Source organism: Zhenpiania hominis (genome assembly GCF_014333425.1).
Lineage (GTDB): Bacteria > Bacillota > Clostridia > Peptostreptococcales > Anaerovoracaceae > Hominibacterium > Hominibacterium hominis.
The window spans coordinates 33,435-50,523 of the sequence record NZ_JACRYT010000012.1 but is presented as its reverse complement, the minus strand read 5'-3'; the positions used below and the strand labels follow the sequence as shown (position 1 = coordinate 50,523).

The window sequence follows — 17,089 nt, the reverse complement described above, 5'->3', positions numbered from 1 at the left end:
GAAAACAAGGCTTTTTCAGAATATTTCTACAGTGAAAAAGCTTACGGAGAAGACTTGGCATGAGATTTGTATATATATAGAGACGTAAAAGTTATACTGTTGCTATCAGGTGTCAGGATAGCACAAAAAAGAAAAGGGAGGTCACTAAAATGACTGCAAAGAACAAAGAAGCTTTAGAGCTGGCAACTCGCGTTGTTGATTACATTGAAAAGGATGCGCTGACAGACGCTGACAAGAAGGCCATCCATGACGAATCAATCGCGAACTTTAACGAAAACTACAATCCGGGATGGCTGGAATACAGAAAGTCTGTATCTACTGATTCCGCGTTCATTGAATGGGAAGACGAAGGTGATGTATTCAGAGATCTGAACGGCACAGAATTCATCGACTGCCTGGGCGGATTCGGTATCTTCATCTGCGGACATAACAACCAGGAAATTAAAAAGACTGTACGTGCTCAGTTAGATAGATTCTCTCTGCACTCCCAGGAACTGGTAGACCCGCTGAGAGGTTACCTGGCTAAACTGCTGGCAATGATCACTCCTGGAGATCTGCAGTACTCCTTCTTCACTAACGGTGGTGCTGAAGCGGTAGAAATGGCTCTGAAACTGGCTAGACTGGCTACTGGCGGAAGATGGTACATCTCCACAGTTGGCGCGTTCCACGGAAAATCCATGGGTGCTATCTCCATGGGAGGTAAGGGCGCTTACAGAGAAGACTACATCCCGATGATTCAGCAGGTACAGCACGTTGAATATGGTAACGCTGACGCTACAGAAACTGCGATTAAGAACCTGCAGGCTGTAGGTGAAAAGGTTGCGGCTATCATCGTTGAACCGGTTCAGGGTGAAGCTGGCGTTAACATTCCTCCGACAGGATACCTGAAGAGATTAAGAGAAATCGCTGACAAATATGGCGTAGCTCTGATCTTTGACGAAATCCAGACTGGTCTGGGACGTACTGGTACAATGTGGAGATGCGAAGTAGAAGATGTTACTCCGGATATCATGACATTCGGTAAAGCTTCTTCCGGCGGTGTTGTTCCGATCACTGGTATTATCGCTAGACCTTGGACTTATGAAAAATCCGGTGTTGGTACTGGTCAGGAAGGCAAAATGTTTGACAATCCGTGGATTCTGGGATCCCCGACATTCGGTGGTAACCCGCTGGCTTGCGCAGCATTCATTTCCACAATCAAATATATGCTGAAAAACGATATCCCGGGACAGGCAAAAGAAAAGGGTGAATACTACCTGAAAGGCCTGCAGAAATTACATGAAAAATATCCGACTGTCCTGACTGCTTACAGAGGAGCTGGTATGCTGATCTGTATGGAATTCCCGGAAGCAGAAGTTGGATACGATGTAACTAAGCACCTGTTCGAAAGAAAGGTAATGGTAGCTGGTACATTAGTAAATGCTAAGACAGTAAGAATCGAGCCGCCTGCAACTCAGAGCTATGAAACAATCGACAAAGTTCTGGCTGCACTGGACGAAGCTCTGGCTGCTGTTAAAGCTGACTTCAAACTGTAAATGATAATTTCATCATAATTACCTTTGGGACCTGCAATGCGAGTTGTGGGTCCCTTTTTTTGCTTAGTTGGAATACTTTCCGCGGATCCTGAATAAAAAAATACCGTTCTCAGAAGTACTGGAACGGCAGCGCTGGTTTGAAGCGCGGTAGTATTATTTATCATGGCTGCTGCTTTTTTCGAGGGGAAGGGGCAGAACTTTGCAGACTTTGACCATGTCAAAGCTTTCTTCAATGAAATGGCGCAGCTGTGAGCTGAACTGACAAGATTCCGCCAGGGAGCGGTCCCCCGGAAGGTAAATTTCGATTTCCACATAGACTTTATCTCCGAATAGACGGGTGCGCAGCTGCCCCAGCTCTCCGGCAGCCTGCTTCCGCAGATAATCGGCGGCAGCGTTTTGAATCGCGGCGGCAGTCTTCGGATCGCAGGCTCGGTCGATCATCTTATTGACCGCCTCGATAAAAATGGTCAGCGCCGCTTTAATAACGAACAGACAGATGATAACGCTGACAATCGGATCGAGGATAGGAAAGCCCGCTCTGGAACCGATGATGCCGATAAAACTGCCGATGGAAGAAAGGGCGTCCGCCCGGTTGTGCCAGGCAATGGCCATGAGCGCGTCGGAGCGGATTCGTTTTGCGGAGCCCCGCATGTACCAGTAAAGCCCTTCCTTTATGGCGATGGAGATCAGCGCCGCAAAGAGAGCGAGGCGACTGGGAACGCCCAGTGTTTCATAATTTCCGGACATAATTTTTTCAAGGCCGGCATATCCGATTCCGGCGCCGATGCATCCCAGCACAATGGATAAAATCAGCGCGGCCACACATTCCATTCGTTCGTGGCCGTAAGGGTGCCGTTCGTCCGGTGCTTTTGAGGCCATTTTTACGCCTATAATCACAATAATCGTGTCAATGGCGTCCGCCGCGGAATGAATGGCGTCGGAGACCAGAGCGCCGGAACGGCCCAGAATGCCTGCGCATAGCTTTAAACAACATAAAAACAGATTTCCACCGATGCTGACGAAGGAAACCCGCATAGTAGTCTGCTTTCGTGAGAGTTTTTCCATAGAGTCTGAATCCTTTCTTTCTATTTAGTTATAATACAAGTTTCACAATTTGTCAAAGAGAACCAGCGTGCCGCGCAGGGACTTTGTGCTGTAACTGAAGGGAAAAATGTGTTAAAATAAGACCGTTGAACGTGAAGGGGGAAATGATATGATCACACCTGTAAAAATGGAAGACAGCAGACTGTGGATTTTGGATCAGAGTTTGCTTCCGGGACAGGAGCATTACATAGAACTTCGAACAAAGGAAGAAATCTGGGCGGCAATTAAAAAGCTGCAGGTACGGGGCGCGCCGGCAATCGGAGTGGCTGCCGCGTACGGACTTTACCGGGCGGTCAGGGATTTGGAGTCTGCCAACTTCCAGGATTTTGCCAGAGATTTTCACTGGGCGAAGGAATATATCGCCACCGCGCGTCCGACCGCGGTGAATCTGTTCTGGGCGCTGGAACGGATGGAAGAGCGGCTGTACCAGCTGCGCGAGCAGGCAGATGCGGAAACGCCATGGGAAGAACAGAGGGCGTTTATAAAAGAAGGACTTTTCCAGGAGGCGGACGCCATTCGCCGGGAAGATGAGCAGAGCTGTCTTGCCATGGGAGAACACGGACTCTCCCTCCTGAAAAAAGGAATGGGGATCCTGACTCACTGTAATGCGGGAACTCTGGCAACCGCCAAGTATGGAACCTGTCTGGCGCCCATTTATCTGGGCCAGGAGAGAGGATATCAGTTCCGGGTGTACGCGGACGAAACGCGCCCGCTGCTGCAGGGAGCCAGGCTGACAGCCTGGGAGCTTTCCCGGGAGGGCGTGGATGTGACACTGATCTGCGATAATATGGCCTCCACTGTAATGAAACAGGGGCTTATTGACGCGGTGGTAGTCGGCTGCGACCGTATGGCGGCCAACGGTGACGGCGCCAATAAAATCGGGACTTCGGGCGTTGCGATTCTTGCCAAAGAGTACGGAATCCCTTTTTATATGTTTGCGCCGACTTCCACAATTGATCTGGATACGGCCTCCGGAGAAGAAATTGTCATCGAAGAGCGGGACGGGGACGAAATCCGCAGCCTGTGGTATAAACGGCCCATGGCGCCGGAAGGGATTAAAACATACAACCCGGCTTTCGATGTGACCGATCACGAGTATATTACGGCGGTTGTTACGGAAAAGGGCATTGTGCGCCCTCCGTATCAAGATAGCCTGAGGGAACTGATTCATGGGATATAAAGTAAAGCTCAATGTTTTTGAAGGCCCGTTTGATCTGCTGGTCTATCTGATTGAACACGCGCAGATGAGTATTTACGATATTGAGATATCCGAGATCACCAGCCAGTATCTTTCTTATATGGAAGAGATGAAGCGTCTGGATGTACCTTTGGCCTCGGAGTTTCTGGTTCTGGCGGCAGCTCTTATCGAGATTAAATCCAAAATGCTCCTGCCGAGGACAGCGCCGGGAGGAGAAGAAGCGGAATTTGAGGATCCAAGATCAGAACTGGTGGAAAAGCTACTGGAGTACAAGCGGTTCAAACTACTGGCCGAGATGCTCCGCAAACAGGAGGAATCCGGTTTGCGGACAATGGAAAAACCGCAGGAGGATCTGTCCGTTTACACAGGGGAGCCGGATGAATACCTGAAACTGGATCTGCGGCAGTTTGTCGCCGCTTTTGATCTGTTCCTGAGAAAGAAGAAAAAAGAAGAAGAGATCCGCAGGCACCATATCCGGACGGAAAAACAAAAAGCGACCGCCGAAGCGAGAATGGCGGATATCCGGGAATATTTTCTGGAGCACGTGGGAGAGGAAGCGGATTTTAAAGAACTGGTGCAGAAAAAAGAGGATAGATATGATATCGCACTGACGTTTTCGTCTGTTCTGGAAATGATGAAAGAAAATCGTCTGGACGCGGATCAGAAGTACATCTATGGAGACATCACAGTGAGGGCCACCGAACGTCTGCTGGAGGCGGGGGAAGAGCCTGGGGGAGGAAGTACAGATGACGAGTAAGCGCGCGATAAAGTCTGCCTTTGAATCCATGCTGTTCGTGTGGGGACAGCCGCTGGATGTAAAACTGGCAGCCGAGATCTTTAATATCAACTGGAAAGAAGCGTATAACTGTTTTTTGGAGCTGCAGGAGGAGTACGAGCGGCAGCAGAGAGGTATTCGCATAAGGGAAGTGAATAAGAGTTTTCAGTTCGTAACCTGCGAGGAAAATATCGAATATATCGAGCGGCTGTGTACGCCGATCAAGCATAAAAAGCTGTCCCAGTCCGCCCTGGAGGTTTTGGCGATCATCGCTTACAAGCAGCCGGTCACCAAAGGAGAGATCGAGTCCATTCGGGGAATCCGCTGCGATCGGGTAATCGACGGACTTGAAAAAAAAGAACTGATCACAGAGGTAGGACGTTCTTCGGGGATTGGACGGCCGATTTTGTATGGTACTACCGATGTGTTTCTGAAAAATTTTGGGTTTACCAACCTTAAAGAATTGCCGGATATTGAAGAAATCGAAGAGATTATGGGAGCGGAAGGGCCTGCCGACAGTCTGGATTTGCAGCAGATTTCCCTGAAGCTTCCGGAAAAATAAAGTGTTAAGAAGGTGAGAGTTTGGAGTACCGTTTTAGCAATCAGGATCTGAAAAAGCTGATCATACCGCTGATTATCGAGCAGTTTCTGCAGATTTCCGTGGGACTGGTGGATTCGATTATGGTGGCCAGTCTGGGAGAAGCGGCTGTGTCGGGCGTTTCCCTGGTAGACTCGATTTTTATTCTTTTTATTAATGTCTTTTCGGCGCTGGCGACCGGAGGGGCAGTCGTCGCGGGTCAGTATATCGGAAGGCGGGATCCCCAGACCGGGTGCAGAGCGGCATGGCAGATGGTTCTCTTTATTTTTGCCTTCGCGATTGTCGTTATGGCCGCCTGCTATGTATTCCGGGATTTTATTTTACACCAGGTGTTCGGAGAGATTGAGGCGGACGTCATGGAAAACAGCCGTGTGTTCCTTCTGATTGTCAGCGCGTCGATTCCGTTTATCGCGCTGTACAACGCGGGAGCCGCTGTATTTCGGGTCATGGGAAACTCCAGGATTGCCATGCAGATGTCTCTTTTGATGAACGGTGTGAATCTGGCGGGAATTGCGATTTTGCTCTACGGTTTTCATATGGGGGTGGAAGGGGCCGCGATTCCGACGCTGGCCGCGCGTATTCTTGCGGCGGTGATCATTATAAAGCTGCTGTTCCGGCAGGATCGGCTGCTGCATATTCCCCGTCCGCTGACGTTTCGCCCGGACTGGTTCCTGCTGAAGCGGATTCTGTCTATCGGAATTCCCAATGGGCTGGAAAACAGCATGTTTCAGCTGGGGAAAATTCTGGTACTCAGCCTTGTTTCCGGATTCGGTACAGCCGCCATCGCGGCTAACGCCATCGGAAACTATGTCGCTTCCTTTGCGATTCTTCCGGGGATTGCCATGGGCTACACGACAATTACGGTCGTTTCTCAGTGCGTAGGGGCACGAGATTACCAACAGGTGCGCTATTACACGAAAAAGCTGCTGAAAATCTGTTATCTGACGATGCTCCTGTTTAACGGAGTTGTCGTACTGGCGCTGCCGCTGATTCTTTATGTATATGGTCTTTCGGATCTGGCGAGCCAGTACGCGAGGCAGATTCTGATTTATCATTCCGTCTGCGCGGCGCTGATCTGGCCGTTGTCCTTCACGCTGCCGTATACACTCAGAGCGTCCAACGATGTGGCGCTTACCATGTTGATTTCCATCGTATCCATGTGGGTGTTCCGCGTGGCCTTCAGCTACCTGCTGGGACTTTATCTGCATCTGGGGCTATTCGGGGTCTGGATCGCGATGACCATTGACTGGTTCTTCCGCGCGTGCTGCTTTGTCATCCGGTACCGGAGCGGAAGATGGATCAGCAAATCCGAGCGGCAGTATCTGGAACATTTGTAAGCATAAAATCTCCCGCGGAACCGTAAATTGTTCTGTAGGAGATTTTTGATTATGAAAAAGAAAAACTTTGGAATCGGAGTCGGGTTCGCTGCTGTGTTGTTTACCGCGGTTGTCTTGATCGCTTTCAAAGCGGATGAGGTCCGGCAGACCGCGGCGATGCCCGCTGTACCGCAGATTTCCGCGTCACAGGCGATCCTGGTGGAAGCGGAAACAGGGGAAGTCCTCTATGAGAGAAACGCGCGGGAGCGGGCGTATCCTGCCAGTACTACCAAAATTATGACTGCTCTTCTGGTTCTGGAAACGCTGGAGCGTTATGACAGCCCTATCGATCAGGTGGTTACCGTACCCCGGGAAGCGGAAGGGGTGGAAGGGTCGTCTCTGTATCTGAAAGCCGGAGAAAAAATCCGTCTGGAAGATTTGCTGTACGGACTCATGCTTCAGTCCGGAAACGATTCGGCTGTTGCTCTGGCCATTCTGACGGCAGGCAGTACAGAAAATTTTGTGGCGGAAATGAACGCGAAGGCAGAAGAACTGGGCTGCGGCAATACGCATTTTGTCAATCCCAACGGACTGTTCGATGAAAACCATTATACAACGGCCTGGGATCTGGCACAGATCGCGAGGGAAGCCATGCGGCATCCGATGTTCCGCACGATTGTGGCAGCTCCGTCCTGGGACGCTCAGAGGGAGGGGAACGACTTTACCCATTTTTACAATAAAAATAAGACGGTTCATGAATTCCGGGGTGGAAACGGGATAAAAATCGGTTATACAAAAGCCTCCGGCCGGACGTTGGCGGCTTCGGCACAGAGGGATGGAAAAGAGCTGATCTGTGTGGTCATGGGCGCACCAAACTGGTTTAACGACGCATATACATTAATGGAGTATGGTTTTAAGAGATTGGAGGAATAACCATGACCTATAAAGAAGAAGTATGCATTGACGCGGGAACGGAAAACTGTCCCTGTCTGCTGGCTCAGTCCGGCGACTGCCTTACCTGCAGCCGCCTTCAGGGAAAAGATTTCTGCGACTGCGGCTGGAGGGGCGTATGCATTTATAATGAGTACATCCAGAACGGGAAGAAAATCAACAATCGCAGGGAAAGCAAGCGGTGCCGCATTTTAAAAAAGATCTGGTACGGTGAGCATCTGTTGGTTTTTGTCGTGGAGGTAAGCCGCGGGTTTGCTCTTAAGGCATCGCTTCCCGGATCTTATGTTTTTTTAAAACCCCATGGATACAGCAGCTGCTACAGCGTGCCGATCTCCGTGATGCGTTCGGATCCGGACAAAGGGCAGATCCACCTGGCAGTGAATGTGATGGCGGGAAAGACAAAGGCTCTGACGGAAGCCGGAGATGAAATCGAGGTGCGGGGCGTCTACCGCAACGGTCTGCTGGGGGTCCGGAAGCTGTTGAAAAAACAGCCGCAGAAGGTTCTGTGCATTACCAAGGGAGTGGGTTTCGCGCCCGCGGCTCACTATAATCGGTGGGCTTTGGGAAAGGATACGGTCGATCTGATTGTGGATCTGGACAAAATCAATCAGGAGCTGGTGAATGACTATCTGGCGGACTGTCCGGCAAACAGTATCCGTTATACCAAACTGACTGCGGATTTTGTGTGTCCGACAGGCTATGACGCGATCCTGCTGCTGGCTTCGGATTACTATCAGGACGCGATTTCCATTCCCGGAGAAAAAGCGGTCTACAGCAATAACTTTCATATGTGCTGTGGGGAAGGGATTTGCGGAGCTTGTACCATGGTGGATGAAACAGGGAAAAGCCATAAAATGTGCAAATGTCAGTTTTATGATTTTTAGTAGAATTCACAAAAAATAAGAAAGAAATAGTTGACAAACCACAAGGATAATTTTATAATAACAGCATAATTAAAACAGTGAAACCGATGATTGAGAGTAGTAGGTCCGGAACCGCGCTTTACAGAGAGCCGCGGGCGGTGAAAACGCGGCAGGCAGCGACTGGACTGAATGGACTTATGAGGGCAGGAAGAAAGACGGAGACGTTGAGTAATACCTGACGGGATCTCCGCCCGTTATAAAGGGAGCGCGTATCAACAGCTGTACGCGGAAGCAGAGAAGAGATTCAGTCTGTTCTCAGGGTGGCATAGCAAAAGCAGCGCTTTTGTCCCGCAGCGGGATGAAGGCGCTTTTCTTGTTGCAGGACGCTTCTCAATCAGGGAAATGGAAAGGAGTAAACCAATGAAAAAGAACGTACCCCACAGACTTTACTTAACCGAGGAACAGATGCCAAAGCAATGGTATAATCTGAGAGCGGACATGAAAGAGCAGCCGGCGCCGATTATCAACCCGGCAACCGGGAAGCCCGCGGCGGTGGAGGATTTATATCCGGTTTTCTGCGAAGAACTGGCAAAGCAGGAAATGGATGGAACAACCCGCTACTTCGATATTCCGGAGGAAGTGTTGGATATCTACAAAATTTACCGCCCTTCTCCGTTATGCAGGGCTTATAATCTGGAAAAAGCGCTGGATACGCCGGCGAAGATCTATTATAAATTTGAAGGAAACAATACTTCCGGCAGCCACAAGCTGAACTCCGCTGTGGCCCAGGCTTATTACGCGAAACAGCAGGGGCTGAAAGGGGTTACCACGGAAACCGGAGCGGGACAGTGGGGAACTGCCCTGGCCGAAGCGTGCTCCTACTTTGGTCTGGATCTGGAAGTGTATATGGTAAAAGTTTCTTATAACCAGAAACCGTTCCGAAAGAACATTATGGAAACCTTCGGCGCCAATGTATTCGCCTCGCCGTCGGATCGGACGGAAGCGGGGAGAAAAATCCTGGCCGAAGATCCGGAGAACAGCGGCAGCCTGGGATGCGCCATTTCCGAGGCCGTAGAGCGGGCTGTCACCAGCGACGGATATCGTTACGTGCTGGGTTCGGTTCTCAATCAGGTGTTGCTCCACCAGTCGATTATCGGGCTGGAAGCAAAACAGGCAATGGAGCTGCTGGATGAATATCCGGATATTGTAGTAGGCTGCGCGGGAGGCGGCTCGAATCTGGGCGGACTGATCGCGCCGTTTATGCAGGATAAGCTTACCGGAAAGCGCGATCCGCGGATTGTAGCCATCGAACCGGCTTCCTGCCCGTCCTTTACGAGAGGCGTCTACAAATATGATTTCTGCGATACCGGAAAGATCACGCCTATGGCGAAAATGTACACGCTGGGGTGCACCTTTAAACCTTCCGCGAACCACGCCGGCGGCCTGCGGTACCATGGAATGTCGCCGATTCTGTCCAAGCTCTATGCGGACGGCTATATGGAAGCCTCCGCGGTGGAACAGACAAAAGTATTTGAAGCGGCCGTACAGTTCGCGAAGCTGGAAACGATTCTTCCGGCTCCGGAATCGGCTCATGCCATCAAAGGCGCCATTGATGAAGCGCTCAAATGTAAAGAATCCGGCGAAGCAAAGACGATTCTGTTTGGGCTGACCGGAACCGGCTATTTTGATATGACCGCGTATGCCGCGTATAACGAAGGCAGGATGAGCGATCACATTCCGACGGATGAAGAGTTAAAACCTTCCATGGACGCGATTCCGTCGATTCCGGGAATCCAGGATTAGCAAAATTTAAAAAATAAGACATTTCTTTTTGGCATCGGGTTCTCGCAAAGAGGAACCCGATGCTTTTTATCCGGTCTTCACAGGAACAATCTCAAAAACGGATTGAACCGGCAGGACATCTACGATAAAATAAGGTTACGATACCGGGAAGGGAGACGGCGGATGTATTGTAACCAATGCGGACATAAGATAAAAGATACGGCGAATTTCTGTAAAAAATGCGGAGCGCCGGTCGATTCTACGGAAGAAACCTCTGAGCGGAAGCAGCGGATGGTACGATTTTTCTATTTGCATAAAAATAAAATTCTGCTGATTTTTATCGCGGCGCTGCTGGTATGCGGAGCGGCAACCGCCGCGGCGGTGATGCTTCCGGATTTCTTTCAGAAAGGGAAGGAAAACAGCCAGCCGGCAGGCGCGGTAAAAGCCGTAAGCAATGTGGATTTAAAGGATTCCTATGAAATTGAGGACAATAAGCTGAGCCTGGATCCGCTGTATGTTACTTATGAGGACGGAACGCTTCATGAACTGACAGCGTATGATGTTTATATTGATACGGTTTTGTATGAAAAACAGGAAAACAGGATTGACGCGTCATCTCTTTATGATGGGAAACATCTGGTGCGTCTGGAGTGGGAGAAGAATGGGCAAACATATGAATTCGAGAAGACGATTGCTCTGGAACATAAGAAAGATACCTGGGAAAAATATGTTGACCTGGTGGGGATGACCGGGAAAGAGATCGCGGAGGCATATGGGAGTCTCGGCGCGCCGGTGTACGGCGATCTGAGCCAGGGTGACTGGGGATACGCGTATGCGGAGGTTGAAAGTTTGTCTCTGCAGGTATGTTTCCCCGCGGGACTTCTGGATCGGGAAGAGGATTATTCCAATTCAGACAGCGCCTGTCTGGAAATGAGCGGTACGCTGAACACGCTTTTTTATAACATGGAGACGGAAATGAGCATGGAGGATCTGGAGACGATTCTGGAGCTTTCCCTGACTCCGATGGAGTCAGGAGGCTGCTCGGGCACTCTTTCCGACGGAAAGCAGATTTATATCGGAGAAGGGGCGGTACTGGACGGCGTCTATACTCCGGACTCTTCCGTCCGCGTTACGGTGAGTGAAGCAGAAAGAGAATCTATTCTGGAACGGATTTTTTAGGGTATTTAAGGAACGGCGCACTGAGACTGCATGTTTCAGCCAAAATTCGATACAATAAAGGATATGAAATCGAAGGAGGAGATGAAACATGTGGAAAAGAAGAAAAGCGAGAGTCCTTACAAGGGAGAGACTTTCGGACTATGAGTTTTTTTGAGAGAGCAGGAAAAGGCAGGGAATACGGTAAAGAATATGCCCCCGCGTCGGTGAACGCGATGATCGCGGCTGTCAATTCATTTTTGAACTTTATGGAGTGGACGGACTGCCGCATCCAGCCTCTGAAGATACAGAGAGCAATCTTTCGCAGAGAGGAAAAGGAGTTGACAAGGAGTGAGTATGCCCGCCTTGTAAAGACTGCGGAAAAAATGGGAAAGGAACGGCTGGCGCTTGTATTGCAGACGATTACTTCTACAGGGATTCGTGTCTCAGAACTGCAGTTCATTACCATGGAGGCTGTGCGCTGCGGGAGAGCGGTGGTCAGATGCAAGGGAAAGAGCAGAGAGGTCTTCCTTCCGAAGAAATTATGCCGGTGTCTTGACGCGTATATGCGCGAGCAGAACCGGAGAAGTGGATTAGTATTCGTAACAAAGAGTGGAAAAAACTGGATCGATCCAACATCTGGAGAGAGATGAAATCTCTGTGTGAAGAAGCGGGTGTTTCAGCGGAAAAGGTATTCCCACATAATCTGCGGCACTTGTTTGCCCGAACTTACTATTCTCTGGAAAAAGATCTTTCCCGGCTGGCCGATATTCTTGGACATACCAGCGTTGCGACCACCCGGATCTATACTGCGGAAAGCGGAGCCATCCACCGCGCGCAGCTGGAGCGGATGGGGATGATTATCACATAATTTTGATTCTGTTGTATTCGGAAAACCGAAGCTCTCCTGGACATCATCTTTTGGCAGCAGAAAACAATCGAAGGTTGTATACCTGTTTTTATGGAGTATCCTTTATAATGAACATTTCCTTTTTCATGCGCAATTCCTGCGGCATTCTGTGAAGGGCTTGCGGCGGTCCTGTTTTCTATAGTATAATATAATATGTATAGTTTTATTTTGTGATTTATGTTACAACAGAATCAAAATTATGTAGTGAAATTTGATTCTGCTGTGCAAAAATGAATTTGACGTATTTCTGTAATCCATTTTCTGTATATAACCTTGAAGCAAAAAAACGATTCAGGTATTGCCCGATTCTAATTTGAGCCTGGATCGGCTTAAATGAAGGAGAAAGAGAATGAACGGTGTTAGTGAGTTTTGCAGATATCTGGTTCATGAATATCTGGAAAACTGTAATTATGATATTTTTGAAAAACACATGGCCCCAACCGCATCGGTGATTGGTACGGGCGGCACAGAATTTTTTCCATCCTTAAAAGAATTCTCTCAAGCGATTAAAAACGAGGAAAAAGTAAGAGCCGGACTTGTCCGATTTACCGTACAGAAAGAAGAAATCTGGCCGCAGAAAATAGGGGAAGCGCTTTATCTGGCTATTATGCGTATTGTGGTACGGGAAGATTCACCTGATGGGCGGATTGTCTGCGAAATGGAATTTCGGGTTTCTATGATTTTAGAATACAAAAATGAATGGAAAGTACTGCATGTTCATCAATCTTCTCCGGATCCCAATCAGGCGCCGGGAGAGTTTTTTCCTAATGGTATGATTGGCAGTATGAACCAACAGCTTAAGGAACTGGTTGAAAAACAGACCCACGCGCTTCGAGAGATGAACGAAAAATTGCAGTACGCTGTAGAACATGATTATCTGACGGGACTTTACAATCGCGCTCACTTTGAGGCGGTGGTCACAAGCATACTTCGCAGCTGTCCTCGAAACCAGGGTGTTTTTCTGATGCTGGATGTAGATGATTTTAAACTTTGTAATGATAAATACGGGCATCTCTTAGGGGATAAAGTTCTTTCGGTAATCGGAAAATGGATGGAACGCGAATTCTCAGACGGGATCATCGCGCATTATGGGGGAGATGAATTTACCGTATTTTTTGATAAAGAAGTGAAAGACATCGGGAGATTCTCTCAACGTATGGAAAAGGCTCTCCGCGCGCTTCGTCAGGATCCGTTCTTGAAGATCTATGGAATTACTGTTTCCGCGGGAATCGCGTTTCGAAAGGATGAGCAGATGTTTGAGGAACTGTATCGCTATGCGGACCAGGCGCTTTATGAAGCAAAAGAAAAGGGAAAAAATAGCTTTCTGATCGCGGGTGAGATTGAAAAATAAGCAGACTAATACTATGAATAAATTTATTAATCCCACAGGTAGAGCATGAAAAGGGTTGAAATTTAAACGAGTTACTCCTCACTAACTCCTATGCTGACGGATAGAAAAAGGGGATAAAACGGGATTTTTACCTAAAATATGGAATTGAAAAAACAAAAGAAAATCCCGCTAAACCAGTTAAAATTACTTGGTTTAACGGGATTTTTATCTGGAGCTACTGGTCGGATTTGAACCGACGACCTGCTCATTACGAGTGAGCTGCTCTACCCCTGAGCCACAGTAGCAGGTACTTTCCTATTATACAATCGATCATGGGAAGAATTCAAGAGTTTTTTTTAATTTTTCATTCAACGTCTTCGACTTCTTCGACAAATTTAAGAAAGCGCAAAAATTTTACTTTACACCGTAGGGGATTTTATTGTATAATAGCATTTGTCAGTTGACGGGCGCCATTAGCTCAGCTGGATAGAGTAGCGCACTACGAATGCGAAGGTCTGGGGTTCGAATCCCTAATGGCGCGCCAAAGCCTTGAAATCACTACGGTTTCAAGGCTTTTTTTTCTCTCTTTATGAGAGGCGCCGACGGAACCACGCTTATATCCGCAGGGCGGTTGCCAATTTCTTCATTCCATATTATAATTTTCATATAAATCTCGAAAAGAATTGTAAAATCCAACAAACAGGAGGATAGAGTTATGAAAATTGTAATGCTGGAATCTCTGGCTATCAGCGGAGATTTGCTGGCGAACTATACAAAACCGCTGGAAAAATCGGGGCATACTTTTGAGGCATATGAGAGGGATGACGATCCGGATACACAGATCGAGCGATGTAAAGACGCGGATATCCTGATAATCGCCAATATGCCGCTGAAAGGGAGTGTAATTGAAAGCTGTCCGAATCTGAAATTTATCAATGTCGCCTTTACCGGGGTGGATCATGTGGATCTGGCGGCGGCGGAGAAAATGGGAATCGCGGTCAGCAACGCTTCCGGCTATTCCAATGATTCGGTCGCGGAATTGACCATCTGCATGATGCTTTCCCTTCTGCGCAATGTACCGCAGGTGGATGCCCGCTGCCGGGAAGGGAAGACAAAAGACGGACTTGTCGGAAACGAACTCAAAGGAAAAACTGTGGGCATTATTGGAACCGGAGCCATCGGAAGCCGTGTGGGTGAGCTTTGCAGAGCCTTCGGGTGCAGGACGATTGCCTACAACGGATTCTCAAACAAAGAGAGTACGAAAGACGTCGCCTATCTGCCGCTGAACGAAATGATGGCCCAGTCTGACATTGTCACGCTGCACTGCCCGGTGACGGAAAAATCCAAAGGTCTGATTAACAAGGAATCTTTGGCGCACATCAAGGAAGGCGCGATTCTGATTAACGCGGCCAGAGGACCGGTTGTGGATTCGCAGGCGCTGGCGGACGCCTTAAACAGCGGAAAAGTCGCGGGTGCCGGCATTGATGTGTTTGAAACGGAACCTCCCCTTGATCCGGCCCATCCCCTTTTGCACACGCCGAATACCATCGTAACCCCTCATGTGGCGTTCGCGACAGAAGAATCCATGGAAAAAAGGGCGGAAATTGTATTCGCCAACCTTGACGCTTGGATGCAGGGACGGCAGATAAACAAAGTAATCGGATAACAAGAGGACAGACGAGAGATGGATTTAGAAAAACAGATCGCGCAATGGCCGCTGATCGGCGAAATGAGCGAACAGAGGGAAGTTTTCTGGGGAAATCCCAGGTACGGGCAGGAAGCGGAGTGTCCTTTCCACAGAGAGGATATTGAGGACGCGGCGGAGCGGCTCGACCGTTTTGCCCCTTATATACAAAAGGCCTTTCCGGAGACGGAAAAGATGGGAGGAATCATCGAATCCCCTTTGCGAGAGATCCCTCAAATGCAAAAGGCCTTGGGAATAGAAGGGAGACTTTTTCTGAAATGCGACAGCCATTTGCCGATTTCCGGATCAGTCAAAGCCAGAGGCGGAATTTACGAAATTCTGAAGCTGGCGGAAACCATCGCGATGGAACATGGTATGTTGAAAACAAGCGATGACTATGGACAGCTGACGCGGGAGCCGTTTCAAAAGCTGTTTTCCGGCTATCGGGTCGCGGTGGGGTCAACGGGCAATCTGGGACTTGCTATCGGTATTATCAGCGCCAAACTGGGATTTCAGGTAACCGTACACATGTCACGGGATGCCAGACAGTGGAAAAAAGACCTTTTAAGGGAAAAAGGCGCCACGGTAAAAGAATACAGTCAGGACTACCAGCAGGCAGTGGCAGCCGGCAGAGCAGAAGCGGAAAACGATCCCCTCTGTCATTTTGTGGATGATGAAAATTCGGCAGATTTGTTCCTTGGATACGCGGCTTCCGGCAAACGTCTGAAAAAACAGCTGGACGCTCAGGAAATCAAAGTCGATGAGACTCATCCTCTGTTTGTCTACCTGCCCTGCGGAGTGGGCGGCGCTCCCGGGGGCGTGACATTCGGCCTTAAAACCTATCTCGGGCCTCATGTCCACTGTATTTTCGCGGAACCGGTTCATGCTCCATGTATGACTCTGGGGCTGATGACCGGACTGAAAGACCGCATTCGCGTACAGGATATCGGACTGGACGGGAAAACCGAGGCGGACGGTCTGGCGGTAGGCCGCTGTTCCTCCCTGGCGGCAGGCGTGATGGAAACGATGGTGCAGGGGTGTTACACGGTGCAGGATGAGAAATTGTTTTCTTATCTGGAGCTTCTCGCGAGACAGGAACAGATTCGTATTGAGCCTTCCGCCTGCGCGGGATTTGAAGGACCGCTGCATATGATGTATAATGATGAATGTGAAGCGTCCCATATTGTGTGGGCAACCGGCGGCAGCATGGTGCCGGGAGAAGAGATGAACGCCTATGTGGAAAAGGGAAGAATCCTGCGGGAAACGCGGGAGAAAGAAAGGGAGATTTAAATGGACGGACAGCAGACGATGGAGCGCTATCTGGATAAAACCATGTATGAAAACAACGAACAGCAAAAAGAAACGGTAAATGGCAGAATGAGATCCGTAAGGATCGGCTGTTCCTATGAAGATACTTCCATTACACTGGGATTTCCGGTGCAGGAATGGCAGGCAAACCGGGGCGGAATGATGCACGGCGGAATGATCTGCACGGCCTTCGATATTACAGCGGCAGCAATCGCGAGATTTTGTGCCGGTGAAAACTATGCCCCGACAATCAGTTTAGATGTTAAATATATCCGTCCCGTACAGATTGGCGATCAGCTGATTGTAACCGCCAAAGCAACAGCCGCTGGGAAGAGGATTACGCAGATTGTCTGCGAAGCAAGGAGCAAAAATACAGGCAAACTGGCGGCAACCGCGGCTTCTGTCTATATGAATGTGGATACAACGAAGGAAAAACGGTGAAGGGATTCCCGCAGGAGCGAGTCGGAAAAAGACTGCTCCTTTTTTGCGAAAATTTCCCAAGCAAGGACTTGAATAAACATGAATAAAGATGTATAATTATCTGAATGAAAAACAAGACGCAGGAAGAAAAAGAGGAAGA

The 17,089-nt window shown here is 49.1% G+C and carries 14 protein-coding genes, 2 tRNA genes and 1 pseudogene; 15 read left to right on the top strand and 2 right to left on the bottom strand.

Annotation, left to right across the window (positions count from 1 at the left end; all coding sequences use genetic code 11):
* The first annotated feature begins 149 nt into the window (after nucleotides 1-149).
* Nucleotides 150-1,535, top strand: coding sequence for a putrescine aminotransferase (locus tag H9L42_RS11135; RefSeq protein WP_187303468.1), 1,386 nt, complete (start codon nucleotides 150-152; stop codon nucleotides 1,533-1,535).
* Between the two features lie 153 nt (nucleotides 1,536-1,688).
* Here H9L42_RS11135 and H9L42_RS11130 read toward each other — a convergent pair whose 3' ends face one another.
* On the bottom strand, nucleotides 1,689-2,600 hold the full coding sequence (locus H9L42_RS11130; protein ID WP_187303467.1) for a cation diffusion facilitator family transporter: 912 nt from the start codon (nucleotides 2,598-2,600) through the stop codon (nucleotides 1,689-1,691).
* A 148-nt stretch (nucleotides 2,601-2,748) separates the two neighbouring features.
* Here H9L42_RS11130 and mtnA point away from each other — a divergent pair, with 148 nt between their 5' ends.
* The 10 genes and pseudogenes from mtnA (at nucleotide 2,749) to H9L42_RS11080 (ending at nucleotide 13,538) form a co-directional block, all read left to right on the top strand.
* On the top strand, nucleotides 2,749-3,819 hold the full coding sequence (gene mtnA / locus H9L42_RS11125) for an S-methyl-5-thioribose-1-phosphate isomerase (protein WP_187303466.1): 1,071 nt from the start codon (nucleotides 2,749-2,751) through the stop codon (nucleotides 3,817-3,819).
* Nucleotides 3,809-4,594, top strand: coding sequence for a segregation and condensation protein A (locus H9L42_RS11120; RefSeq protein ID WP_187303465.1), 786 nt, complete (start codon nucleotides 3,809-3,811; stop codon nucleotides 4,592-4,594). The genes mtnA and H9L42_RS11120 overlap by 11 nt, the downstream gene beginning before the upstream one ends.
* Nucleotides 4,584-5,174, top strand: coding sequence for an SMC-Scp complex subunit ScpB (gene scpB, locus H9L42_RS11115; RefSeq protein ID WP_187303464.1), 591 nt, complete (start codon nucleotides 4,584-4,586; stop codon nucleotides 5,172-5,174). Before H9L42_RS11120 ends, scpB begins: the two co-directional genes overlap by 11 nt.
* Nucleotides 5,175-5,194: 20 nt before the next feature.
* A complete protein-coding gene (locus tag H9L42_RS11110; protein WP_187303463.1) occupies nucleotides 5,195-6,547 on the top strand; it encodes an MATE family efflux transporter in 1,353 nt (450 codons plus the stop codon).
* A 51-nt stretch (nucleotides 6,548-6,598) separates the two neighbouring features.
* Nucleotides 6,599-7,459 (top strand): D-alanyl-D-alanine carboxypeptidase family protein, encoded by an 861-nt coding sequence (locus tag H9L42_RS11105; RefSeq protein ID WP_187303462.1) that lies wholly within the window; start codon nucleotides 6,599-6,601, stop codon nucleotides 7,457-7,459.
* A 2-nt stretch (nucleotides 7,460-7,461) separates the two neighbouring features.
* Entirely contained in the window at nucleotides 7,462-8,361 is a 900-nt protein-coding gene (locus tag H9L42_RS11100; protein WP_187303461.1) for a hypothetical protein, read from the top strand.
* A 399-nt stretch (nucleotides 8,362-8,760) separates the two neighbouring features.
* Nucleotides 8,761-10,143: a TrpB-like pyridoxal phosphate-dependent enzyme gene (locus tag H9L42_RS11095; protein WP_187303460.1), complete on the top strand. Its 1,383-nt coding sequence runs from the start codon at nucleotides 8,761-8,763 to the stop codon at nucleotides 10,141-10,143.
* Nucleotides 10,144-10,305: 162 nt separating this feature from the next.
* Complete coding sequence (locus H9L42_RS11090; RefSeq protein ID WP_187303459.1) at nucleotides 10,306-11,301, top strand: zinc-ribbon domain-containing protein; 996 nt, start codon at nucleotides 10,306-10,308, stop codon at nucleotides 11,299-11,301.
* A gap of 140 nt (nucleotides 11,302-11,441) precedes the next feature.
* Nucleotides 11,442-12,148: pseudogene (locus H9L42_RS17290) on the top strand (tyrosine-type recombinase/integrase).
* A gap of 388 nt (nucleotides 12,149-12,536) precedes the next feature.
* Nucleotides 12,537-13,538 carry a diguanylate cyclase domain-containing protein gene (locus tag H9L42_RS11080; protein ID WP_187303458.1) on the top strand — a complete coding sequence of 334 codons (1,002 nt, stop codon included), beginning with the start codon at nucleotides 12,537-12,539 and terminating at the stop codon, nucleotides 13,536-13,538.
* A 209-nt stretch (nucleotides 13,539-13,747) separates the two neighbouring features.
* On the opposite strand, the gene H9L42_RS11075 is transcribed toward H9L42_RS11080, so the two are convergent.
* A tRNA-Thr gene (locus tag H9L42_RS11075) sits at nucleotides 13,748-13,822 on the bottom strand.
* Between the two features lie 162 nt (nucleotides 13,823-13,984).
* On the opposite strand from H9L42_RS11075, the gene H9L42_RS11070 reads away from it, so the two are divergent.
* From H9L42_RS11070 to H9L42_RS11055, 4 genes are all read left to right on the top strand, one after another.
* Nucleotides 13,985-14,061: transfer RNA gene (locus H9L42_RS11070), tRNA-Arg, on the top strand.
* 171 nt (nucleotides 14,062-14,232) lie between these two features.
* Nucleotides 14,233-15,183, top strand: coding sequence for a 2-hydroxyacid dehydrogenase (locus H9L42_RS11065; protein WP_187303457.1), 951 nt, complete (start codon nucleotides 14,233-14,235; stop codon nucleotides 15,181-15,183).
* Between the two features lie 18 nt (nucleotides 15,184-15,201).
* Nucleotides 15,202-16,491, top strand: coding sequence for a D-serine ammonia-lyase (locus tag H9L42_RS11060; protein ID WP_187303456.1), 1,290 nt, complete (start codon nucleotides 15,202-15,204; stop codon nucleotides 16,489-16,491).
* Nucleotides 16,492-16,950, top strand: coding sequence for a PaaI family thioesterase (locus H9L42_RS11055; protein WP_187303455.1), 459 nt, complete (start codon nucleotides 16,492-16,494; stop codon nucleotides 16,948-16,950).
* Nucleotides 16,951-17,089 lie beyond the last annotated feature (139 nt).

Bases quoted from the DNA above. Each gene is read 5' to 3' on its own strand.
- H9L42_RS11130 (WP_187303467.1), bottom strand. From the start codon at position 2,600: ATGGAAAAACTCTCACGAAAGCAGACTACTATGCGGGTTTCCTTCGTC.
- H9L42_RS11060 (WP_187303456.1), top strand. From the start codon at position 15,202: ATGGATTTAGAAAAACAGATCGCGCAATGGCCGCTGATCGGCGAAATG.
- H9L42_RS11080 (WP_187303458.1), top strand. From the start codon at position 12,537: ATGAACGGTGTTAGTGAGTTTTGCAGATATCTGGTTCATGAATATCTG.
- H9L42_RS11095 (WP_187303460.1), top strand. From the start codon at position 8,761: ATGAAAAAGAACGTACCCCACAGACTTTACTTAACCGAGGAACAGATG.
- scpB (WP_187303464.1), top strand. From the start codon at position 4,584: ATGACGAGTAAGCGCGCGATAAAGTCTGCCTTTGAATCCATGCTGTTC.
- H9L42_RS11105 (WP_187303462.1), top strand. From the start codon at position 6,599: ATGAAAAAGAAAAACTTTGGAATCGGAGTCGGGTTCGCTGCTGTGTTG.
- H9L42_RS11090 (WP_187303459.1), top strand. From the start codon at position 10,306: ATGTATTGTAACCAATGCGGACATAAGATAAAAGATACGGCGAATTTC.
- mtnA (WP_187303466.1), top strand. From the start codon at position 2,749: ATGATCACACCTGTAAAAATGGAAGACAGCAGACTGTGGATTTTGGAT.
- H9L42_RS11065 (WP_187303457.1), top strand. From the start codon at position 14,233: ATGAAAATTGTAATGCTGGAATCTCTGGCTATCAGCGGAGATTTGCTG.
- H9L42_RS11120 (WP_187303465.1), top strand. From the start codon at position 3,809: ATGGGATATAAAGTAAAGCTCAATGTTTTTGAAGGCCCGTTTGATCTG.
- H9L42_RS11100 (WP_187303461.1), top strand. From the start codon at position 7,462: ATGACCTATAAAGAAGAAGTATGCATTGACGCGGGAACGGAAAACTGT.
- H9L42_RS11055 (WP_187303455.1), top strand. From the start codon at position 16,492: ATGGACGGACAGCAGACGATGGAGCGCTATCTGGATAAAACCATGTAT.
- H9L42_RS11135 (WP_187303468.1), top strand. From the start codon at position 150: ATGACTGCAAAGAACAAAGAAGCTTTAGAGCTGGCAACTCGCGTTGTT.